This is a genomic window from Bdellovibrio bacteriovorus (assembly GCF_001592745.1).
GTDB classification, from domain to species: domain Bacteria; phylum Bdellovibrionota; class Bdellovibrionia; order Bdellovibrionales; family Bdellovibrionaceae; genus Bdellovibrio; species Bdellovibrio bacteriovorus_B.
Window position 1 is genome coordinate 930,291 of the sequence record NZ_LUKD01000001.1, and the last position, 21,517, is coordinate 951,807.

At 45.5% G+C, this 21,517-nt stretch carries 21 protein-coding genes; 4 read left to right on the forward strand and 17 right to left on the reverse strand.

Features of this window, described 5'->3' with window-relative positions; genetic code table 11:
* Positions 1-82: 82 nt before the first annotated feature.
* The 17 genes from AZI87_RS04370 to AZI87_RS04450 form a co-directional block, all read right to left on the reverse strand.
* The gene (locus AZI87_RS04370) at positions 83-1,495 is read right to left on the reverse strand and encodes a sensor histidine kinase (protein ID WP_081112125.1); all 1,413 of its coding nucleotides are present in this window, start codon (positions 1,493-1,495) and stop codon (positions 83-85) included.
* A complete protein-coding gene (locus tag AZI87_RS04375) occupies positions 1,476-2,150 on the reverse strand; it encodes a response regulator transcription factor (protein ID WP_063205180.1) in 675 nt (224 codons plus the stop codon). Before AZI87_RS04375 ends, AZI87_RS04370 begins: the two co-directional genes overlap by 20 nt.
* 283 nt (positions 2,151-2,433) lie before the next feature.
* On the reverse strand, positions 2,434-3,717 hold the full coding sequence (locus tag AZI87_RS04380; RefSeq protein ID WP_063205181.1) for a flagellar hook protein FlgE: 1,284 nt from the start codon (positions 3,715-3,717) through the stop codon (positions 2,434-2,436).
* A 191-nt stretch (positions 3,718-3,908) separates the two neighbouring features.
* Positions 3,909-4,340, reverse strand: coding sequence for a TIGR02530 family flagellar biosynthesis protein (locus AZI87_RS04385; RefSeq protein ID WP_063205182.1), 432 nt, complete (start codon positions 4,338-4,340; stop codon positions 3,909-3,911).
* A complete protein-coding gene (locus AZI87_RS04390) occupies positions 4,340-5,344 on the reverse strand; it encodes a flagellar hook assembly protein FlgD (RefSeq protein WP_063205183.1) in 1,005 nt (334 codons plus the stop codon). The genes AZI87_RS04385 and AZI87_RS04390 overlap by 1 nt, the downstream gene beginning before the upstream one ends.
* 93 nt (positions 5,345-5,437) lie before the next feature.
* A complete protein-coding gene (locus AZI87_RS04395; protein ID WP_253696427.1) occupies positions 5,438-7,291 on the reverse strand; it encodes a flagellar hook-length control protein FliK in 1,854 nt (617 codons plus the stop codon).
* 30 nt (positions 7,292-7,321) lie between these two features.
* Positions 7,322-8,131 carry a MotE family protein gene (locus AZI87_RS04400; protein ID WP_063205185.1) on the reverse strand — a complete coding sequence of 270 codons (810 nt, stop codon included), beginning with the start codon at positions 8,129-8,131 and terminating at the stop codon, positions 7,322-7,324.
* A gap of 3 nt (positions 8,132-8,134) precedes the next feature.
* Positions 8,135-8,584 (reverse strand): flagellar export protein FliJ, encoded by a 450-nt coding sequence (fliJ, locus tag AZI87_RS04405; RefSeq protein ID WP_063205186.1) that lies wholly within the window; start codon positions 8,582-8,584, stop codon positions 8,135-8,137.
* A 45-nt stretch (positions 8,585-8,629) separates the two neighbouring features.
* Positions 8,630-9,958, reverse strand: a complete 1,329-nt coding sequence (locus AZI87_RS04410; RefSeq protein ID WP_063205187.1) for a FliI/YscN family ATPase — start codon at positions 9,956-9,958, stop codon at positions 8,630-8,632.
* On the reverse strand, positions 9,958-10,788 hold the full coding sequence (locus tag AZI87_RS04415; RefSeq protein ID WP_081112126.1) for a FliH/SctL family protein: 831 nt from the start codon (positions 10,786-10,788) through the stop codon (positions 9,958-9,960). Before AZI87_RS04415 ends, AZI87_RS04410 begins: the two co-directional genes overlap by 1 nt.
* On the reverse strand, positions 10,775-11,809 hold the full coding sequence (gene fliG / locus AZI87_RS04420; RefSeq protein WP_063205188.1) for a flagellar motor switch protein FliG: 1,035 nt from the start codon (positions 11,807-11,809) through the stop codon (positions 10,775-10,777). The genes AZI87_RS04415 and fliG overlap by 14 nt, the downstream gene beginning before the upstream one ends.
* The gene (fliF, locus tag AZI87_RS04425; protein ID WP_063205189.1) at positions 11,809-13,458 is read right to left on the reverse strand and encodes a flagellar basal-body MS-ring/collar protein FliF; all 1,650 of its coding nucleotides are present in this window, start codon (positions 13,456-13,458) and stop codon (positions 11,809-11,811) included. Before fliF ends, fliG begins: the two co-directional genes overlap by 1 nt.
* A 43-nt stretch (positions 13,459-13,501) precedes the next feature.
* On the reverse strand, positions 13,502-13,837 hold the full coding sequence (gene fliE / locus AZI87_RS04430; RefSeq protein WP_063205190.1) for a flagellar hook-basal body complex protein FliE: 336 nt from the start codon (positions 13,835-13,837) through the stop codon (positions 13,502-13,504).
* A gap of 99 nt (positions 13,838-13,936) precedes the next feature.
* Positions 13,937-14,380, reverse strand: coding sequence for a flagellar basal body rod protein FlgC (flgC, locus tag AZI87_RS04435; RefSeq protein ID WP_063205191.1), 444 nt, complete (start codon positions 14,378-14,380; stop codon positions 13,937-13,939).
* A gap of 35 nt (positions 14,381-14,415) precedes the next feature.
* Entirely contained in the window at positions 14,416-14,829 is a 414-nt protein-coding gene (gene flgB / locus AZI87_RS04440; protein WP_063205192.1) for a flagellar basal body rod protein FlgB, read from the reverse strand.
* Positions 14,826-15,668: a sigma 54-interacting transcriptional regulator gene (locus tag AZI87_RS04445; protein ID WP_063205193.1), complete on the reverse strand. Its 843-nt coding sequence runs from the start codon at positions 15,666-15,668 to the stop codon at positions 14,826-14,828. The genes flgB and AZI87_RS04445 overlap by 4 nt, the downstream gene beginning before the upstream one ends.
* 9 nt (positions 15,669-15,677) lie before the next feature.
* Positions 15,678-18,464 (reverse strand): tetratricopeptide repeat protein, encoded by a 2,787-nt coding sequence (locus tag AZI87_RS04450; RefSeq protein WP_253696437.1) that lies wholly within the window; start codon positions 18,462-18,464, stop codon positions 15,678-15,680.
* Positions 18,465-18,721: 257 nt separating this feature from the next.
* On the opposite strand from AZI87_RS04450, the gene AZI87_RS04455 reads away from it, so the two are divergent.
* Genes AZI87_RS04455 through AZI87_RS04470 form a run of 4 tightly spaced genes read left to right on the forward strand, consistent with a single transcriptional unit; the run spans position 18,722 to position 21,505 of the window.
* Positions 18,722-19,159, forward strand: coding sequence for a hypothetical protein (locus AZI87_RS04455; RefSeq protein ID WP_253696439.1), 438 nt, complete (start codon positions 18,722-18,724; stop codon positions 19,157-19,159).
* Positions 19,159-19,944 carry an MlaE family ABC transporter permease gene (locus tag AZI87_RS04460; protein ID WP_063205196.1) on the forward strand — a complete coding sequence of 262 codons (786 nt, stop codon included), beginning with the start codon at positions 19,159-19,161 and terminating at the stop codon, positions 19,942-19,944. Before AZI87_RS04455 ends, AZI87_RS04460 begins: the two co-directional genes overlap by 1 nt.
* Positions 19,941-20,690: an ABC transporter ATP-binding protein gene (locus AZI87_RS04465; protein ID WP_063205197.1), complete on the forward strand. Its 750-nt coding sequence runs from the start codon at positions 19,941-19,943 to the stop codon at positions 20,688-20,690. The genes AZI87_RS04460 and AZI87_RS04465 overlap by 4 nt, the downstream gene beginning before the upstream one ends.
* A complete protein-coding gene (locus tag AZI87_RS04470; protein ID WP_063205198.1) occupies positions 20,690-21,505 on the forward strand; it encodes an MlaD family protein in 816 nt (271 codons plus the stop codon). The genes AZI87_RS04465 and AZI87_RS04470 overlap by 1 nt, the downstream gene beginning before the upstream one ends.
* Positions 21,506-21,517 lie beyond the last annotated feature (12 nt).

The window sequence follows — 21,517 nt, forward strand, 5'->3', positions numbered from 1 at the left end:
AAACCCTTGGTATTCGAATTTAAACTAAGTTTACTACAAAGCAGATTGAGACGACAGAATAAAGCGCACCCAATGCGCTTTATTAAGACATCTTTTGCAAAAGAACTTCGAATTCTGTGCCCTTTCCATCCTTCACAGGACTTCGGACAGAGACCTTTCCGTCATGAGCTTCGACAACGGCTTTAACAAATGTCAGACCCAACCCCATACCATATTCAGAACGGCTCTTATCACTGCGATACAGTTTTTGGAAAATCGCGGCATGCTCTTCAGGCGCAATACCAGGTCCCGTGTCTGTCACACGCAATATGACGTTTTCAGTTTGATTGATAGTTTCAATCAACACCTCACCGCCAGAAGGCGTGTATTTATGGGCATTATCCAAAAGGTTGGCAATCACTCGACTAATCAGACGGGCATCAACCATGGCCCAATCGTGAGCATCCAGCTTTACGCTGATCTTGATGTCTTTTTCTTCAAAAGCCATCTCGTACAAACTCATGATTTCCTCAACCAACTGACTGATAAACTTCTTTTCAAGCTTCAGTTTTTTACTGCGGTTTTCTGCTTCAGTAATATCTGTAAGAACTTGCAGGAAGTTAAGAATCTTATCTGAGTTTTCAAAGCAGCTTTGTAAAGCTTCACGATAAGTTTCGATATCACCTTCAGCTTGCAATGCCAGTTCGGCACGACCCCGCAAGCGTGTCACCGGCGTACGAATATCGTGAGCTAGGTGATCAAAGGCCTCTTTCAATCCGTTCACCAGATTTTCGATCTTATCGAGCATCTTATTACAAAGAATTTTGAGCTCTTCTAATTCGTCGTCACTGCCACCAATCGGTACACGTGTCGATAAAGAGCCACCTTCAATTTTTTTCATTGAAGTCAAAAGCTCCCGGACAGGGCTGAGCGTTTTATTAGAAAGGAACAAGCCCCCTAAGAAACCCACCAAGGCCACAGGTAAAAGCAACCACCAGAAAATTTTTTGCAGATTGCGCAATTGAACGCCCAGTCCTTCAGTGCTTTTTGCGACGAAAAGGCGATTTCCATCTTTCAAAGTTCTGCCGAAAATCAACAAACTGTCGTTTCCTTTTGCTTCGGGCATGACGAAATCAAAATGGGGCGACTTCTGGTTAATAACCTCGGACTTCACATCCTCAAAATCCACATTCGAACCAGCAATAGGTTCATGAAGAAAAAGGACGTCGCCCCGCGGGTTTACTAAACTCACAAGCAAAGCGGCATTCTGATCGTAACCAGGAACATAAGAAAAATAGTCCGTCAGCTCTTTGAGCCCGCGCATTTCGATACGATTTCGGTATTCTTCGAGTTTAGCTTCCAATACCAGTCGTTCCTGATTTTGCAGGGCCTGACTTATTTGAAAGTAAAGGAAGCTAAATATGACGGTGGAACTAAGGATCAGCACTAAAGAGTACGCTAAGGTCAATTTAGTGCTGATTCGGAAAAGAGTCGGCTTAAGACGACTTAAGAACATATCCTACACCTCTGACCGTATAAATAAGTCGTGTAGGGAAATCCTTCTCTAACTTGTTTCTTAAACGGCATACCAATACGTCTACCACGTTTGTTTGTGGATCGAAATCATAATTCCAAACTTCCTTAAGGATCGTTTGTTTTCCGATGATTTTATTTGGATTGCTCATGAATAGATCTAGAAGAACGAATTCTCTTTCTTGTAGATCCAACTTGCGACCCGCACGCACCACTTCACGATTCAATCGGTTCAACTTCAAATCTTGGAAAACCAATTGAGTCACTTCAGAAGCTTTTTGCGCGCGCTTCAAAAGATTTTTAACGCGGATTTGCAACTCAGCCATTGCAAAAGGTTTTGTAAGGTAGTCGTCGCCACCCATGCTTAAACCTTTCAAACGGTCGTCTAATTCGCGCAAGGCGCTAAGGATTAAGATTGGCGTGTTCACTTCTTTTTCGCGCAAAGACTTTGCGAATGTGTAACCGTCCATCTCAGGAAGCATTAGATCAAGTACGATGATGTCGTAATGATTTGTCAAAGCTCTCTCGTAAGCGCGGCGGCCGTTAGCTTCAACTTCCACTTCGCCTTCAAGTTCCCCTAAGCCCTGTTTCACGATCGTTGCGATTTCGTTATCGTCTTCAACTACTAAGCATCTCATACAGAGTCACCTTTGTTACGTTCATGTTATTTCTGAGCCCAAGGATATAACAGGTTTGTCTCTAAACAAAAGTCGGAAATGTAATAAAACCCCGTAAACACAGCATTATTACATACATTTAACGGACGTCTCATTTTGGATTGCAAACTTAAAATCAAACTGTGCCGTAATCAGGATTGCATAAATGAGATTTCGCATTTACGGCGAGGCGCGAAAAATAAAAAAACGGGCTCCTGGTCAGAGAGCCCGTTCGACATGGTCATTAGGTTTTTAGATCAGATTATTATCTCTTAAGCTGGATAACCTCGTTCAAAAGTTCATCTGTCGTCGTGATTGTCTTCGCATTCGCTTGGAAACCACGTTGATTTTGAATCATGTTTACGAATTCAGTCGCCAAATCTACAGTAGATCTCTCAAGAGATTTTGCGAACAACTTACCGCGGCCTGCTGAACCCGGGCCACCCAAAGAAGCAGCACCAGAGTCTCTAGATTCTTTCAAACGATTGTTACCAACTTTGAATAGGGCTTCCGGATTTTCGAATTTCGCAAGAGCGATCTGAGCAAGGTCAGAAGCTTGTCCGTTCGAGTAAACCGCAGTCAAGATACCTTCATCATTGAATGACAAGCCAGTGATTGTTCCTGCCGCCGCTCCGTCTTGGTTCCAAGAGATCAAGTCCGAGTTTTTACCGTACTGCTTAGTACCTTCCAAACCTTTACCGCCATCTTTAATAGCGTCACCGAAGTTGATCTTAACTTGTTGACCCTGAAGAGCACCGCCCTTGAAGTTGAATGCAGAGTCAGTCACTTCTTGTGAATCCAATTTACCGTCAACTGTGAAAGTCAATTTACCAGCAACAACTTGAGACAATGCTCCGTCTTCGCCACCAGTCACTTCTTTACCGTCAACCAAACCTTTGAATTCCCACTCACGATCAGCCACTTTATTGAAGAAGAAGCTTACCAAGTGTTTGTTACCTTGAGAGTCATACATCTCTACACCTGTAGAGTAGTGAGAGGTAGAATATGGATCTTTGATATCAAATTTCTTAGTCGCTTCCATGCGCGAGTCTAAGTTCAAATCCAATTTCAATTCTTTTGTAGCTTTCGCTGGGATCAAAGCTCGAGGGAATTTGATATCTGTCATTTTGTTAACGATATTGCCCTTCTCGTCTGTCGAGAAACCTTGAACTCTTTGATTGTCGTTCGTTACCAAGTAACCTTCACGGTCAAAGTGGAAAGAACCGTCACGAGTGAAAGATTCACCATCGGAACCTTTTACTTTGAAGTAACCGTCACCAGAAATCGCCAAGTCAGTGACTTTTTCTGTAGCGTCGATGTTACCTTGAGTTAAGATTGGGTTTACTGCACCGATCTTCACACCGCGACCGATTTGGTTACCACCAAGAATACCTTTTAAGTTTTTAGAAATAATGTCTTGGAATTCTGCACGGCTTGCTTTGAAACCGATAGTGTTCGCGTTGGCGATGTTGTCCCCGATAACGCCCAAAGCCTCGCCTTGCGCAGTCATACCAGACACACCCGTGTAAAGAGATGAAAGAATACCCATGTGACCTCCATGTCGTTGGCGTCTTCAATCGGAATCCGCCGTTTGGAGGGCCTCCTCTACGAGGACCAGCCCTAAAATTATTTAATTTTTCAAACAAAAGCTAACTAAGCCCGTCCACTCTGTTAACTTCTTTGCGAACCAGTTCAGCCTTCGAGCTCCGCTCTTCGGCCTCTTCCGCGTCCGCGGGCGTTCTAGATAACTACTGTTGAGTCGATGTTCGTGAATACATTTTCTTTCAATGCATTCTTATCCATCACCGTCACAACGGTATTATTCTTCACGCTGACGATCAGTGCCGAGTCATTCATTAACACTAATGAATCCTTGGAACCTTTCGCCGCCGCTCTCGAGATCGCGTCTTGCAGCTTCGTGATGTCCTCAGGTGAATAACTAATCCCCCGAGTTCTCATGCGCTCAATCGCGTGATTCGAGAACTTCACTCCTTCAACAGCCTTGGCAAGGCCTTGAGGATTTACTTGTCCAACATTCTGAGGCGTTACGCCCGAGATGTTGTTCAAGGTGTCCTTGAAGGAAGGTCCCTTACCCAAGTCAGGTTGTTTTATCTTCCCTGGCTGGCTCGGAACAAGTTGATCGAATGTTTGTATCTTCTTTAAATCTACCATTACTTCGCTGTCTCCTTAGCGATCTTCTCCATCATGTCGCGGGACAAACCCACATTCTTCATGATATTCGATTTTGCCGTAGGAGCGCTAGCAGTGGAAGATGTTTGTTGAACAACATTCCCCTCTTTTTCAGTTTGTCCTAGGGCATCATCTTTCTTCAAGTCTAGGTTTGTAACATCATTTATTTTCTGGTCGTTACTCATAAGACGAGGGTCTGTGATCTTTTTCACGTCAGAGAAACGAATCGCCTGATTTCCCACGTGAAGAACAGGGCCTTCTGGTGAATAACTCACGCCTGTGATCATTCCTTCGAAGTCTGTTTTCAATCCCATTTTTTTGCCATCGCCTGTTTTTGCTTCTGCGATGAATTGATATTCTCCCGGAGGAGCTTTCATTGCTTTTTCATCCTCACCGTTCCAAGTCAGTTTGTTTTCACCTGGCTTCAAACCTTTGAGGTTGTATGAACGAACAATGTTTCCTTCGGCATCACGAACTTTCACACTCACTTCCGCCGCTTCCATTGGAAGATTGAATTTGAAATCGTGTTCTTTATCATTCACGCCACGAACAACTTTCGAAGAATCACCTGATACAGCTTTGCCGATCAAGTTCAACGCTTGGAAACTTTCTGTTGGTTTCTGTCCGTTTTTCAATTCTTCCAATGTTCTGTTCATGTTCTGCATTTGCTCTAGAGACGAGAAGTTTGCAAGCTGTGCCGCCATCTCGTGACTCTTCATTGGATTCGTCGGATCTTGGTTTTTCATTTGCGTCAGCATCAACTTGAAGAAAGCATCTTTATCCAAGTTGGGATTCCCCGTTGTACGGGCTTTCTTCGCTGGATCCGTCCAATTGGCATCAACGATTTTATTTAAAACTTCGCCGACGTTTTCGCCGCCAAGTTTATCTTTATCGAGAGCACTGATGTTAGAAGCACCCACGTTTTCGGCTTTCGTAGTTGTTGCGCCGAATGCGTTGACTCCTAGTTTGGTACTCATGACTGCCATTGAGGTCTCCTTCTAAAAAGTTTCTTGCTGCTTCAGCTTCCGCGCCTGACGGCGCTTCAGCTCTGCGTGCTACCGCCCAGCGGGCTCACGCCCTTAAGCTACAAGATTTAATCCGCTGCCTTTGCCTTCAACTTTGCGGGAACTTCGAGCGGTGCTGGAAGTTTCGATCGGTTGAAGTGGATCGCGATTGCGCATTCCATAACCTTTTAAGTTTGGCATTTCAGAGTAACCTTCGCGACGTCCTTGTGAACCGAAGTTTTCGTTGAACTGGTTCCAGAACTGGCGAGCTTGATCACGCTGCTGATTGCCGTTGTTATTGGTTTGGTTTTGCATCGCTGTATCCGCAGACGTTGAATTCACAACATCCACCTTTACATTTTCCATTGAGAGCTTGTGAGCAGCAAGACTGGTTTTCAGTTCAGCTAGACTAGACTCAATCGCCTTCTTAGCCTCTTGAGTATCTGCTGACATCTGCATGTTCACTTTACCGTCTTGAAGCATCACTTTCAGATGAATGGTTCCCATGCCTTCTGGAGTCATTTGAACTTTCATCTCCCCGCCACCTTTTTTAATAAGATATTGGGCTTGATTCATGAGCTGCTTCACTGCGGCTTCGTTCTCAGCTTGATTGACGGGCGTTGGCGCTGCAGCTGCGGCTACAGGTGTTGCTTGAGGCAGACCCAAAGCTTCGCCCTTGATAGGCTGAGCATGAACCGCTTCAAGACCGGAAAGGCTGGATTTGAAATCCGCACTTTTCGTCGTCAGTTTCGTCAATGCACTTTCTTTTTCAGAGGACATTCCCTGTTGCGCCAGATTCTGCGAATTCTGTTGCATCATTTGTCCCTGAGATTGGTTTTGGAAGAATTCCTGATTGGCCATCTTGGCATTCGCCTGCGGAACTTGTCCGGCAAGCAATGCTTGAGGCTTTTCAAGTTTAGGAGCTTGCGCTACCTGTTGGAACTCATTCATCAACTCAGGAGCTTGTTCCGCCGCTGGTTGCCCTTCAGCACCTTGAGCTTTCGCCGCCGCTTGTTTCGCCGCGAGTGCCGCCAACAAGGCCGGAGACATCGTCTCATTCATTTGGCCTTTTAAGTGCGGTGGCAATTCAGGCAATGGCTTTGCGTTGGCCGGAGCTTCAGGCATTTCCATCACCGGCGGCGCTTCCATTGGAACTTCCTGGTCTAACGCCGCTGACATAGACTCTTCATCTATGTTCAGATTTTGCGCTAAAGCCGCGTCCAAGGACGGCATTGCCGTGGGTGGAGTTTGCTGCTCTGGGGTCGTCCAAAACTTTTTATTCATGCGATCTACGGAAGCGGTCAAAGCATCTTGCTTGCCTTGAGCCGTCGCCACACGCATTTGCATGTTTTGTTGAGTCATACCAGCGCCACCCGTCACCATTTCTGGTGTCGGCTTGGGTTGTTGCTGTGTTGGCATCTGACTGAGTTGCACAAGCAAAGCGGCATACATGGCCTGCGCTTTTTCAGCGTCTGCTTCGCTTAAACCCAATTGATCAATCACAGCTTCCGCTGTTACCTCGGGAGATTGTGTAAGTTGCTTGTCGTCCAGCTGGGCCATCGCCTCCACAAGTCGTGTGGGAGGGATTTGGAATTCACTCTCGAATGAGTCCATGAACTCTTGAATTGCCTGCTGTCGAACTGCCTTCTTGGCTATCTTCCCTTCGGTTTTGTCGACCGGTTGTTCCTTCTTCGCTTCGGCCTTGGCTTGCTGAGGTTCTTTTTCCTCTTTCTGCCGAGTTTCCTTCTGCGGTGACTCTTTCACTTCCTTCGATTCTTTCGGGCTCTTTGCAGACATCTTGTCTTCGAGGGCCTTGCCGAATGAAGATTCGGAGCCGGAACCTTTGAAGTCTTTATCCACCGTTCTTTCCGGTTGAGACCTCAAATCGGTCGCACCCACCATTGGGGGTCCGACGATACTTTGTAACAAACCTTCCTCCTTCCTTGGAAAAAGTTTTATTTATTTTGCGTCGCTTGCGGGACGTCTTTTATAGCCAGCGAACATCTCAGACAGAACCTGAGCCTTCTCTGGTTTTAACAAATTCATAATATCAGCAGCGTTCTTCTTTTTCATACGACCAAGTATTTCAATTGCCAAATCCTCGTCCATTGTCTCAAAGACTTTGGCCGCTTGTGGCGCTTTCATATTGGTGTACATCTGTACCAAGGTATCGACCTTCTGGTCGTCAGCCTTGACCCGTTCTTCAAGGATGCCGGAAATTTTCGCGCGCATCTCTTCAAGATCTTTCAAACGCTTTTCCAGTTCCACTTTCTGTACTTGAAGTTCCCCCTCCATACGGTTGAGTTCTTCTTCACGTGCATCAAGTTCTTTTTTTCTTTCATTTAATTTTTGCAGGTGATCAATTTCAACGCTACTCATAGAAGCCGCCGCTGGAGCGCTTTCCACGGATTTTTCCACAGGCGCAGCTGCCGCCGCTTTCGGTGCTTCTTCAGCATAGGCCTGACCGGTCATTTGAAATTCCACGCGCTTGATAATTCTTTCGACTTCTTCGTGATTTTGGAATCCCCAGATTGCCATCATCAAACCCATAAAAGAAACGCCCACCATCTTCCAAGGAATCGTGGCTTTTTTCTTCCTTTTTGGTTGAGACATTTTCATACGGCGGCGCAGTTGTTGCTCAACGTCTTCCGATGCAAGATCCAAATGCAATTTTGTCGCTGCAGGTTTTTTATTGAACTTCATTCCACCTTGCTGTTGATCGGCGACTTTACGTGCATTTTGGAAAAATTGATCGTATCCGTTTTTCATTCTTTAGGATTCCTTCACCGCTTTAAAGCGCAGGATGCTTTGCTCATCCATGTCTTTTTGGTCTTGCGCAAGTCTACCAAGTCGATATTCCTCGAACTTGTTTTCACGCATCTTCTCCATAATTTTATATTCCTGAGCGGCTTGTCGCAAAATCTCTCTTTTGGCCTCGACCAATTTTTCGATTTCTTGAACTTTTTGCTTTTGGCGCTGGATGCGGATTTGCTGCCCTTTTAAGAATTCATGAATCTGAGACAGAGCTGGACCTTGGGCCCCGCCCTGATGCGCTAAAGCGCCGGCTTGCGCATGCGCTCCCGTCACTTGCTCATTCATCTGCTCAAGAAGCTCGTTTTCTTTGTTTAAAAGAAGCATGGCCCCCTGAAAGTCCTTCTGGGCCAGATTTTCCTTGATCTTACGATGTTCTAAGACTTTTTGGAGTGGAAATTTAAACTTCATGTTTGCTTACTCCAGCTTCGGGCCTCCGGCCCTTATACTTCACGCTTAAGCGTTCATAAGGATTTGCTGCATTTGACGGACGGTCTGGGTGAAATTTGTTGGGTCTTCGACTCTTTGTTTTAAGAAGTCATTCACCGCATCGATCACTTTCACCGCTTTATCGATCTTAGGATTTGATCCCGGCTTATAGGCACCGATATTGATCAAATCTTCGGCGTCTTTATAGACGGCTAAGGTTTCTCTGAGCTTCTGCGCGAGCTTAGCGTGTTCTGGCGAAGAAACCGCTCGCATCACCCGACTTGCACTTTGCATAACATCAATCGCTGGGAAATGACCTTTTTGCGCCAAAGCACGGCTTAAAACAATATGTCCATCGACGATGGAACGAACTGAATCCCCAATAGGATCATTCATATCGTCACCTTCAACGAGAGTCGTATAGAAACCTGTGATACTGCCTTCTCCTTCAAAAGAACCGGCACGCTCTAAAAGTTTTGGCAAAGTAGCAAACACACTCGGTGTATAACCTTTTTGTGAAGGCGGCTCTCCTGTGCTAAGACCGATTTCACGTTGAGCCATCGCAAAACGTGTGACGGAGTCCATCATTAAAAGAACATTTTTGCCCTGAGAACAGAAATACTCTGCCAAGGCTGTTGCCACATAGGCTCCACGCATACGAAGCAGCGGGCTTTGGTCACTGGTCACACAAACAACCACAGATCGAGCCATTCCCTGCGGCCCCAAATCGTGTTCGATGAACTCCCGAACCTCACGCCCACGTTCACCAATCATCGCGATCACATTCACGTCGGCATTGGTGTTTCGGGCCATCATCCCCAAAAGGACAGACTTACCAACACCAGAACCTGCCATAATAGCGACACGCTGGCCCAGGCCCGCGGTTAATGCGCCATTGATAGCACGAATGCCCAAGTCAATAGGTTCGCGAATAGGGCGACGATCCAAAGGATTTCGCACTTCACTGTAAAGAGGAATTTCACGGAAATTTTCGACTTCGCCCTTGTCATCCAAAGGACGACCTAAGCCATCCACCACACGGCCTAAAAGCTCATCACCCGCACGGACCGTGGCAATCTGGCGAGCCAGAATGATTTTAGAACCCAAAGCCACGCCACGCATGTCATTCAGGGCCATCATCAGAACATGTTTGTCTTTAAAACCAACAACCTCCGCCAGGAAGGACTTATCCATACCCGAGGGGATGATTTGCACGATACTTCCGACACTGGCACCTGGAAGATAGCCCTTAATCAGCATGCCATTTACTTCCGTCACTTTACCGCTATCGCGAGTCAAGTGGATGGAGCTGATGACATCAGAGTACTTCTCCAGATTCAGTTCAAGTTCGTTCATTAGCTAGCAACCTTGTCTTTAACTTTCGGCATGTTTTCAGAAAGAGCGGTCCACAGTTGTTCAATACGCTGTTCAATGCGCGCATCGACTTCACCGTAGTTGGTTTCAACAATACAACCGCCGTCGGCGACTTCAGAACTTGGCTCAAAACGGATTTTCTTTACGAATTCCAACTCGCGGCCCGATTCTTTTTTCAGCTCCTCGAGGAATTCAAACTGTCCCGGAGAAACGCGCACCGTGATATTTTCTTCGTCTTGAGAAAGACTGACGGCATCTTTGAGGATTTGGATCATCACTTCATTATTATTCTGAAGCTCCGTCTTCGCCAGACGAGCCGCCATGTGGAAAGCCAACTTGACCAAATGAGACTCATTGAATGCGGCCATCTCTGTTTTCATTTCTTTGATGCCGTTCAAAAGAACATCCATGGTTTCCATGCGCGAAGCGATTTCCGCAGAAACTTTTTCAAAAGCCTCTTTGCGGCCTTCTTCCAACCCTAGGCGATAAGCCTCTTCATAAGCGCCCTCTTGAATCTCTTTTAGTTTTTCAAGAGCCGCTTCTTCGACCTTTTCTTCTTCACTGACTTGCTCGACATCATCAATACCCGTTTGCATACGGACGGCATCGTTCATTCGGAAGTCAGAACCCTTTTTCTTTTCGGCAAGATAGTTTAAAGCCTGCTCGGGAGTACCCAGATCGAAACGAACGGGTACAAACTCAAGCACGGTCTTTTCAGCCACTTCCTTAGGAAGAACTGACTTCGTCTTAGCATTAAGAGAGGCGTTAGAGCTCCCGGAGCCCGAACTAAGCTTGGAATTAGACCATTGCATCTTCTGAACCACCTCTTGCGATCAAGATCTTTCCTTCCGCCTCTAAGCGGCGAGCCACGTTGACGATCTCTTGTTGTGCAGACTCGACGTCTGACAAACGAGAAGGTCCCATGTTCGACAAATCTTCGCGCAACATATCTGCCGCACGTTGAGAAAGATTCTTGAGGATTTTTCCACGAATCTCTTCGCTGGCTGTCTTGAGTGCCAGAAGAAGTTTTTCGTTCGGCACTTCTTTGAGAAGCGCTTGAATACCACGGTCGTCGATTTTGACAACGTCGTCGAAAACGAACATGAGCTTGCGGATCTCTTCGGCAAGAAGAGGATCTTTTTCTTCCAAGCGGGACATGATCGCCGTCTCGGTATTCTTGTCCATAACGTTGAGCATTTCCGCCACCGGCTGAACACCCCCCAAAGCGGCTTGTTCGACCGTTGCCGTATTGGACAATTGGTTTTTCAAAACTTTGTCGATTTCAGAAATCAATTCCGGATCTACGTGTTCCAAGTTCGCCATACGCAGTACCACTTCGGCTTGAAGGGCTTCTGGAAGACGTTTTAGAACCTCACCTTTTTTCTCAGGCTCTAGGTGCGCCAAGATCACAGCGACTGTCTGAGGATGTTCGTTCACTAAGAACGTCGCCAAAGATTTCGCATCGACCATTTCAAGAGACTCCAAAGAGCGCGATCCACCGGATGTGATATTCAAACCACCCAGGATACCACGGGCTCTTTCCTCTCCCAAGGCATCGACGATCGTGTCTTTGGCAGAGATGCTTTCAGAGAAGATGTAATCTTCTGTTTCAGAGATCATTTCATAGAACTCTTCCAACACACGCTTTGTCACGTGAACAGGAACGACACGCAATTTACTCATCTGATTGATAAGTTTGCGAATGTCAGCATCATCCATGCGGCGAAGAAGGACTTTGACAGCGTCTTTACCCAGATAGTTGATAAGGATTGCGGCCTTATCAAAACCTTTGAGCTGTTCATACTCGATATTATCGGCCTTATGTAATTTCATTAGCCATCCTTCCTAACAAGCCACATACCAAAGGCATTGGCTGCTTTCTCTTCGTCTCGTGACATAGTCGCCATGATACGATCTTTGAGAAGTTCGCTTTCCGCTTTTTCTGGATCGATTGATTCCTGCAGGACAGGAAGAGCCGCCGACATACCAGGAAGCGTGTTATCCACGGATTGTAATTCTTCAAGTTCTTCAATTGTACGAGGCAACATTTCCTCCACAGAGTCTTGGAAGCTGTCTGTAATCCACTGCATGAATGGACGAACCACGATGAAGAAGAACAGAGCCAAGCTGAATCCCAACAACGCCCATTTAAACAAGGCATGGATCAACTTCTTGCGTTCCAATGTCGTTAAGATCTTCTCTGCTTCAGAGAAGTCTTCTGGTTGGAACTGCATGCTTTCAATTTTAACACTGTCACCACGAGCTGTATTGAAACCGATCGCGTTTTTAACCAGGTCTTCGTACTTTTTAAGATCTTCCGCGCTGCGAGGTTGGTAAGTCGTCTCTGTTGTGCCGTCTTCTTTTGTTTTAGTAACGGCAATACCATCAACCACAACCGCGACACTCACGCGCTCTAAGTTCCCAGCGGCCTCACGAATGTTGCGCACTGTTTTTGGAACTTCATAGTTCGTCGTTTTGATTTCTTTTTTAACGTCTTGCTTGAAGCCTACAGTTCCTTGATCTTCCGCACCTGGAAGATTCGAACGAGACCCCGGAACGCCGGCTGGATTCACACGCGAACCATCTAAAGATTCTTCCTCAGATTGTTGTGAACGAATCGCCGTTTTATCTGGATCAACCAATTCTTCAACCGAAGAGATCACACGGTGATTCAAAGTCGCATCCACTTTCGCAACGACTTTAGCGTGACCTACTACTTTAGAAAGGATGTCTTCGATACGATTCTCAAGATCGCCTTCGATTTTTGCCTTTAGATCCAAAAGATCGTTAGAACCTGTCGTCGCGCCATTTTCCTGACGAGTCAGAACTTTACCACGTTCATCAAGAACGGTGACTTTATCAGCATCCATACCTTCAACTGCATTCGCAACTAGGTAGCGGATACCACGAACTTGTTCCGGAGCAAGTTCTTTACCTTGATGAAGTTCAACCACAACCGAAGCTGATGCCTGGCCGCCTTCTTCAAGGAATGTTTTTTTATTTGGCAAAGCCAAGATTACTTTGGACTGTTTTACGGCCGTCAAAGTGTTGATCGCTCTCATCAATTCACCTTGAAGGGCTCTTTGGTAATTGATTTTCTGAGCGTAAGAGTTCATCCCAAAATCTTGCTTATCGAAAATTTCAAGACCGATGGAACCCATTTTTGGAGAGCCGATTTCAGACATCAACGTCATTTGCGTTGAATGAAGAAGCTCTTTCGGAATAGCAACAGTTTTACCTTCGTCACGAAGTTGGAAGGGGATGTTCTTTTCATTCAGTTTTGCAACGATGGTAGAAACTTGTTCTGTCGGAATATTGGTGAAAAGCGGTACATAGTCTTTACCGGATGCCATGAAAAGCATCGTCAATAAAGCCACAACAGCTATGACTGTAACCGCAATGACTGAAAGTCTTTTGGTTGGCCCTAAATTCTTGAAGAACTCTCTAAACTGGACAACCAATCCGCCAAATATTTTGTTCAAGGTAACCCCTCCGACCTAAAACCGAAATCTCAAATAAATTAAATCAAACCTGCATTTTCATGACTTCTTGGTACGCATCAATAATCTTGTTACGTACTTGCACCATCACTTTGAGGGCGATGTCTGCTTTTTCAGCGGCGATCATGACTTCTGCGACGTTGTCTGTTTTTCCAGTGGCCAAGTTTTGCATAGCCTTATCCGAAGACTTTTGCATCTCGTTCACACTGCTGACAGCGTCCTTCAGGGTGTCGGCGAAGCTCTTGCCAGTATCTGCTGTAGAACTCGTTGATTTAGGACCCTCGATGCTTAAAGACTTGGAGTCACGAATGACACCAGTATCGAGAAACCTGTTTGCATTTGATACAGTAAAACCCTCCATGGCTTCACCTTCTCCTCTTACAAAAATTGTATAAAACTAAACTAAAAAAGTCCTTAAAATTTGCCCCAGTCTAGGAAAATTCCTCCTGGGCTTTCAGTCTTAGCGACCTATCTCCAAAGCACTCAGCGCCATATCTTTTGACGCTTGAAGAGCCGTCACATTCGCCTCATAGGAGCGAGTGGCCTGTATCATATTGGTCATCTCTTCCATAAGGTTGATATTGGGATAAGCGACGTATCCATCGGCATTTGCATCAGGATGATCTGGTTCATATTTCAACAATGGGGCTTTGCGATCCGAGATAATATCGGTGACCTGGACCCTTTGGAAATTTCCTTTGGGATCGGTCGAGGTGATGATCTCACCAAAATTTTTGGCGTCGGGCATCGACTCGAAAACCACATCCTTACGGCGATACGGACCGCCTTCAGGTGTCTGAGTCGTATTGATATTCGCGATGTTGCTCGCAATAGTATTCATGCGCATTCTTTGCGCTGCCATACCACTGCTACTTACTCTCATCCCTGTCAGAAAATCAGCCATCCTGGCCTCCTCTCAGAACTCTCAAATCCTAAGTTCTATCTGCCGTCGTTCGCCGCGTATTTAAGAGCGGCCATTTTTTTATTGATCAGTTGCAGAGCTGCTTTGTACAGAACCGCATTTTCTGATAACGCCGACATTTCTTTTTCTACGTCCACTGTGTTGCCATCGTTATTCACGGCACCTTCAGGGTCTTCATAGATATCAGGTCTAGTTTTTGAAACAGAAACCCCACCGATGCCGAAGTGCTGTGAATCACTTGTGCTTAGGGAGTTTGCGCCATCTAAATCCAGGGCTCTTTGCAACGCGCCTTCGAAATCCATTTTCTTAGCGTGATAGCCCGGAGTCTCGGCATTCGCGATATTCGAAGCCGTGACGTTGTGGCGGAGTTGTCTCATCGCCAACGATGTGGCGAGGGCATTGGTTGTTTTATCAAAAATTCCGTTACTCATAAAACACCGGCCTCCTTGTATTCGTTTAATTTATTTCTCAATGTTCTAATACTAATCCCTAACATCTGAGCGGCTCGAGTACGGTTCTGCGCCGTCAACTCCAAGGTCTGTATGATAAGACGCTTTTCCACCTCAGAAAGGGACATTCCAGGGGCAAAATCCAGCTCCATATCCTCAACAATGGCCTCAAATTGAATAGATTCGGGGCCAATCAGTGAAGATTTTGCAAGAACGACGGATCTTTCAAGAACGTTTTCAAGTTCACGGATGTTTCCCGGCCAGTTCCATGCCGTCAAACGCTCGTAAGCTTCGGCCGTCAAACGCAAGCCAGACTTCCCGTGCATGATTTGCGCGACTTCTAAAATAAAAGTCACAATATTCTGAAAATCAGCCAAACGATCTTCAAGGCGAGGAACTTCTAAATGAACCACTGCTAATTTATAGAACAAATCCTGACGGAACTGTTCTTGCTTAACCAACGAGCGAAGATCACGTCGTGAAGTAGAAATAAAACGTGGGCGAGAAGAGCCCGCTCTTTCCACAAGCCTCATCAATTCATTTTGCAAAGCAGGATTTGCACAATCCAAATCCTCAATCAAAAGAGTGCCACCATCGACCTTTGAAAAATCAAAACCGCCGGCATTCTTACAGTCCAAAGTGTACAAACGGGCCGAACGGCTTTTAGCATAAATATAGCGAGCTAAACTGGTTTTTCCCACACCGGCTTCACCAAGAATCAGCAGGCTTGCTTGCGTTGCCGCCAACTGCAAACTTAGCTGCTTTACTTCGTGCATTCTTCTGTCTTCGATGTGTATCGCATCAAAATCAAAGTACGACATCAAATCTCCCTATTGCCCTTGCTCGTTCTCAGACATCGCTGGAATTCTTTGGATATATTTCTTGTAACCGTCGCGCCATTCGGAATTCTTCAGCTGCTCTTGCGCTAAGTTTTTCCAAAAGCCACTTTTTTCACCTTTAAATTCATTCCAAACTTCGGCGGCTTTTTGCACTTCACCGCGTTTGAAATAAATTTGTCCAAGTTTGTAACGAATCGAAGAAAGAGGACGGCTTTCTTCGTACTTTTCCAAAAGCTTTCCGTAAGCTTCGGTGGCTTTGGCTTCGTCGCCTTTATTGAGGTAAAGGTCGCCAATATTTTCTAAGGCTTTCGCATGCACGACAGTCGAAACCTTGCCAGAATCTTTTTGCAATTGATCCACCACTTCCAAAGCTTGCAATGCTTCGGTAGGGCGGTTTTGTTTCTGCTGAAGTTCTGCCAATTTCAAATACGGTTCAGCCACTAGTTCCGGTTGGCCTTTCCATGTGCGAAGAAGTTCGCCTAAGTAGCGAATCGCTGATTCATTGTCACCGCGCTTTTCAAGAAGACGAACGGCAATGTTCACTCTTTCAATTTGCGCTGCTTCGGAAAGTTTCTCCGGAGTTTTGATGTTTTTTAGGTACTCATAGCCAAGATTCGATTTTCCTTCTTGAGTGAACACGGCCGCCAAACGAAGGTTCAATTCGTCTTCTGTTGGAATTTCTTCTTTTACTTGAACTTCTTTAGCTTCCGGAGTTCCACGAATGGCATACACACGGTTTAAAACATCTTTATAATATTTTTCGGCTTCAACCGGAGCTCCGCCCATTTCAAATGCCCGACCCACATTGTAACGAGTGTCCAGACGCTTAGAGTTTTTCAACCATGTGTCGGCATATTGACTGTGAGTTTTCAAAGCCTCGATGAAGTTCCCACGGTTCACTTCGGATTCAAGCTTCGCGTTGATATTCGAAATAATTCTGTTCGTGATCAAAGGAACATCCACAGAAGTCGGATGCTCTTTGTAATACTTAGAAAGAAGATCAATAGACTTTTGGAATTCGTTACGTTGCGTGTAACCATCCGCCACCATCACAGTTGCGAACTGTTCCATGTTAGGCAAATCCACCTTTTTCGCCAGTGACATGATCTCACCAACGGCATTGTTCACTTCTTTCGGTTTCATACCTTTCATGCGACCGCTCAGTAAACGCAAACGAGAAATCACGGCACTTGGGCTTTCACCATAGCGGAAATAAGTTTCTAGATAAGCACCCATCACGCGGGATTTATCGGCACCAAAGATATCCAACAATTCTCCCATACGAGTCATCGCGTAAGGGGCATTGGCATTACTTGGGAATTTTTTAATAAATTCAAGGTAAGTATCCAAGCTTTGATTGTACTTATTCATCCAGAACAAAGATTCAGCCTGGTTGTAGTATGCATTCGGATAAGAGTTTTGACCTTCTGGGTATTTCTTAAGCGCACGCTGATATTCTTCAACAGCTTTAGAGTAATTTTTACCGCGCACCCACACATCACCACGACGGAAAGCGGCTTCCACTTTCAGATCCCGATTCGTAGAGTTTTTCTCTATATCATCAAACTGAGCGACGGCTTCATTGTAGCGATTGAGCTTCATATAAGCCAAGGCAGTGCCCAAGCGAGCTAAGTCTTTCGACAATGCATTTTTATCCGGAAAGTTTTTATTACCAATATGCTCATTGAAAAGACGAAGCGCTCCAAGGAAGTCGCCTCTTTCCAAAGCCAAATAGCCAATTTTCAAAGACGTTCTTTCGGCCAACGGAGAACGCGGATACTTTTCAATCGCTTCCTTATAACGTTGGACAGCTTCATCGTAATTTTGACTGTTGCCAGAGTCCTGCCATAAAGCCAGGTGTACATCGGCCGTCATATAATCAATGATTTCGTTGTACTCAGATTTTGGATATTTATCTTTAAACCAATTCTGAGTTTTCAAATAAACCGCATATCTTTGCTTTTCAAAAAGAGTCAGAAGCAAACGCGCCTGTTTATTTTCGTCCGTTGATTTTGCGGAAATTTCGTAAATCGTCGGAGTGACTTTCATCCTCTCCCAGTAACTCACCGGAGTTTCCAACATCGGAAACGGGATGTAGTAATTGTCCTTAGCGCGGATCAAAGCTTCTTCTTTGATCTCGTAGTCTTTGATAGAAAAGCGCTCATAATTAGGATCGCCGCCATCAAAGATTCCTGACTTCACGGGATCTGAATTCATCGCCACTGCGGTACCTTGATTTGCGATATTCAAGACATCTGCCGTAGCGGGTTTTCTTTTCTTATCAGTTTTAGCTTTTGCCACCGATTTTGCAGGCTTAGCACTCTCTTCTGCGGGTGCTGTTTCGGATTTTTTGGCAACGGCTTTGATTTCTTTTTTAGGCTTGCTGTTTGGATTTACATAGAAATCCATAATCAGTCTAGAGGGTTGGTCTGTTAGGTAATCAAAAGTGTCGATGTCATCGCCAGACAATGTGAAAGAGATCACGTGTTTACCATCTGGACCTTTACGATCAACAGCAACACCCGTTACAAAATCACTTTTAAATGAAGAAAGAGCTTTGATGGTCGCATCATCCATCGCTGGCACCGTCATTTCGACAATAGTTTGGTTCTTTACTTCCAAACGTTTCACGTCGTAATCCCAGTTTTGCTGACCTGAGAGTTCCAAATGAACAGTATCGCCCTGATAATTAATCAAGCCACTGACTGTTTGAGCCTGTGCCGAAGCTAGACTTAAGATGAGGCATCCTGCCGCAACGAAAAATCGCAAAGTGTTCACTCCTTGAACCCTACCTTTTCCCTTCCTTGTGCTGTTGCACATACGGTGCCAGCATTTCTTTGGTCTATTGGCAAATATGTTCCAGATGGGCAAAAAGTTTCATAGATTTTCTGTCAGGCCTGACAAATGGATGACAGTGGACTTAGGTCCTGTTTGCCAACGTCAGGACTGAATATTTACCTTAAGTATTCCGATAGATAGGTGCTATGAGAAACCACGTCTTTGTCTGCATCATGTTTTTGCTTCTTGGAAGTTGTGTGTCGGTTCAATTACCCGGCGGGAAAGTCACGTCTGCAAAGGATGTCAGCTTTTCGGCTCCTTCCTCTCCGTTCAACGAAATAAAATCTGACAGCTCTGACAAAGCCTGGATCAGCGGAAAAACGGGAAATACGATTTCATATCTTTCCGAATGTGGCGGCAAGAATGAGCCTACTTTGCAACAGTTGGAAAGTGATTCTTTGAGCGCGCTGAACTCTTTGAAAGTCCTAAAATCTGAAGACACCTCCTTCAACGGCCGAGCCGCCCGCCAAACTTTAGCACAAGGGTTTGTCGATGGCGTCTCTGTCCAACTTTCTCTTCTCGTATTTAAAAAGAACGGGTGCAATTACACGCTGACTTACGGAGGCGTTGAAAAAAACTTTCAAAATGAACTCGGCACTTTTGAAAACTTCAAAACGAACTTCAAGGCACCTTAATGAATTCAATTAATACGCCTCTGACAGCCTTTATGCTTGAGATCCTCCGCTTCGTCGGGGGTGTGGGCCTATTGTCTGCAGATGTGTTTAAGCAAATTTTCAAGGGCCGTTTCTATTGGAAGCTCTTGGTGGAGCAAATCTATCAAATTGGGATTCGCTCTATGCCTTTAATCATCGTCACGGCCGTCAGTATCGGGATGGTGATGTCTTTGCAGTTTGGTTTGGGTCTAGAAAAATTTGGCGGAAAGCTTTACGTCCCAAAACTTTTAGCCGTCACCATCTTGCGAGAAATCGGTCCGGTTTTTACAAGTCTTATGCTCGCCGCTCGTGTTGGTGCGGGTATCGCCAGTGAAATTGGGAGTATGGTCGTCACTCAGCAAATCGATGCGATTCGCGCATTAGGCACTTCACCAATTAAAAAAATCGTGATCCCAAGAGTGCTGGCTTGCCTAATCGTACTTCCTATCTTGGTGTCGATTGCCAATATCGTAGGAAATGCAGGCGGCCTTTTAGTCGGCGCGACAGAGCTGAATCTGGATCCTAATTTTTATCTGCTTAAAGTAATCACGACTTCCAGCATGCAAGATTACCTTTCTGGTTTTGGAAAGACGTTCTTCTTTGCTTTATTTATTGCAATTCCATCTTGTTACTTCGGACTTAATGTCAAAGAAGGTACGAAAGAAGTGGGTATTGCGACGACGAAGGCTGTCGTCGTTTCTTCGATTCTGATTTTAGTGGGCGACTTCTTCTTATCAAAACTTTTCTGGATCGTGGAGAAACTATGAACGAATCCAGGAAAGGCTTTATCGAAGTCGTAAACTTTCACAAATCCTTCGGCTCTAAAAAAGTTCATAGCGGTGTGAGCTTTTATGTTCGTAAAGGCGAATGCCTTGGACTTATCGGGGGCTCTGGAACCGGAAAGAGCGTGTTACTGCGCAGCTTGGTGGGTCTTGAAAAGCCGGATCAAGGACAAATCATTATTGATGGTACTGATATCGCACGCATGAGAGAACGAGAACTCAACGAGATTCGCAAAAAAGTGGCTTACGCCTTCCAAGGAGGCGCTCTTTTTGACTCTATGAGCGTTTATGAAAACCTCGCCTACCCTTTACGCGAACACTTTAATTTGAGTGAAAAAGAAATCGCCGATAAAATCCGCGAACAACTGGCAGAATTTGGGCTAGCCGGTTCGGAGCATTTGTTGCCCGGCAATATTTCAGGCGGTATGCAAAAGCGCGTGGGGTTAGCACGAGCCATGATGATGCATCCTGAAGTCGTTCTGTACGATGAACCGACAGCGGGTTTAGACCCCTACAATACGAAACGTATTCAAGAATCTATCCTGGCTTTAAAGGCCAAGGGTGTGACTTCTATCCTCGTTACTCACGATATGCCGACGGTCTATGCGGTTTGTGACAAAGTCGCATTGCTACAACACGGTAAAATCGGAGAGCAATACACTATTGATAAGTTGAAAGAGGCTCCAGATGACGGAGCCATGAGCCAGTTCATTAACGGAGAAAGTGCCTAATGGAATCACAAACAAGCACCCAATTGAAAGTCGGAATCTTTCTTTCTATCGGGATCATCTTCATTTTGGGATCCATCTTTCTGCTGGGTGCGGATCGCGCCCTTTTCACGAGCTACATCCGAGTGCATGCACACTTTGATCAGGTCCAAGGTCTTTCGGAGGGCAGCGTGGTTTCTTTATCCGGTGTTCCCGTCGGTAACGTCGAGAAAATTACTTTCTTGTCAGAGAAGAATGCTCTGGATGTGCAGATGCGCATTAATGAAGAATTCATCGGACGCGTTCGTCAAGGTTCTCAGGTTGAAGTGCGCACTCAAGGTGCGCTGGGTGATAAGTTTGTCTTCATTATTCCGGGTGATCCCTCAAGCCCCGTGGTTAAAGAAGGCGAAGTCTTAGATATCGCAAAACCCACCGATTTGATTGGCATTATTTCTGAACGCGGTAACGAAACTAACCGAATCTTTGATACCATCAACGAGCTCTATAAGCTGACGGCAAGTTTGAATGCTGACAATCGCCTGGTGCGCATTATGGGTAATCTAGAAACAGCGAGCTCTAACATGAGCCAGATGAGCAAAGAGGCTCATCGTGTCCTTACCAATATGAATGAAGGCGGCACGGGTGATAAGCTGACTCGCTCTGTGGAAAAGCTAGACTCTATCCTTACGAAAATTGATAAAGGCCAAGGCACATTAGGTGCTTTGATCAACGATCCTAGCGTCCACAATCAATTAAAAGCGATGCTTGGCGGATCGACTCAGCAAAATCGTGTGAAGTCATTGCTTCGTACTTCCATCGAAAAAGAGACGAAGGACTAAGCTCCAGTGTTA

Bases quoted from the DNA above. Each gene is read 5' to 3' on its own strand.
- AZI87_RS04470 (WP_063205198.1), top strand. From the start codon at position 20,690: ATGGAATCACAAACAAGCACCCAATTGAAAGTCGGAATCTTTCTTTCT.
- AZI87_RS04375 (WP_063205180.1), bottom strand. From the start codon at position 2,150: ATGAGATGCTTAGTAGTTGAAGACGATAACGAAATCGCAACGATCGTG.
- fliJ (WP_063205186.1), bottom strand. From the start codon at position 8,584: ATGAAGTTTAAATTTCCACTCCAAAAAGTCTTAGAACATCGTAAGATC.
- AZI87_RS04370 (WP_081112125.1), bottom strand. From the start codon at position 1,495: ATGTTCTTAAGTCGTCTTAAGCCGACTCTTTTCCGAATCAGCACTAAA.
- AZI87_RS04445 (WP_063205193.1), bottom strand. From the start codon at position 15,668: ATGTCGTACTTTGATTTTGATGCGATACACATCGAAGACAGAAGAATG.
- flgB (WP_063205192.1), bottom strand. From the start codon at position 14,829: ATGAGTAACGGAATTTTTGATAAAACAACCAATGCCCTCGCCACATCG.
- AZI87_RS04380 (WP_063205181.1), bottom strand. From the start codon at position 3,717: ATGGGTATTCTTTCATCTCTTTACACGGGTGTGTCTGGTATGACTGCG.
- flgC (WP_063205191.1), bottom strand. From the start codon at position 14,380: ATGGCTGATTTTCTGACAGGGATGAGAGTAAGTAGCAGTGGTATGGCA.
- AZI87_RS04465 (WP_063205197.1), top strand. From the start codon at position 19,941: ATGAACGAATCCAGGAAAGGCTTTATCGAAGTCGTAAACTTTCACAAA.
- AZI87_RS04415 (WP_081112126.1), bottom strand. From the start codon at position 10,788: ATGCAATGGTCTAATTCCAAGCTTAGTTCGGGCTCCGGGAGCTCTAAC.
- AZI87_RS04460 (WP_063205196.1), top strand. From the start codon at position 19,159: ATGAATTCAATTAATACGCCTCTGACAGCCTTTATGCTTGAGATCCTC.
- AZI87_RS04390 (WP_063205183.1), bottom strand. From the start codon at position 5,344: ATGGCAGTCATGAGTACCAAACTAGGAGTCAACGCATTCGGCGCAACA.
- AZI87_RS04410 (WP_063205187.1), bottom strand. From the start codon at position 9,958: ATGAACGAACTTGAACTGAATCTGGAGAAGTACTCTGATGTCATCAGC.
- fliE (WP_063205190.1), bottom strand. From the start codon at position 13,837: ATGGAGGGTTTTACTGTATCAAATGCAAACAGGTTTCTCGATACTGGT.
- AZI87_RS04400 (WP_063205185.1), bottom strand. From the start codon at position 8,131: ATGAAAAACGGATACGATCAATTTTTCCAAAATGCACGTAAAGTCGCC.
- fliG (WP_063205188.1), bottom strand. From the start codon at position 11,809: ATGAAATTACATAAGGCCGATAATATCGAGTATGAACAGCTCAAAGGT.
- AZI87_RS04385 (WP_063205182.1), bottom strand. From the start codon at position 4,340: ATGGTAGATTTAAAGAAGATACAAACATTCGATCAACTTGTTCCGAGC.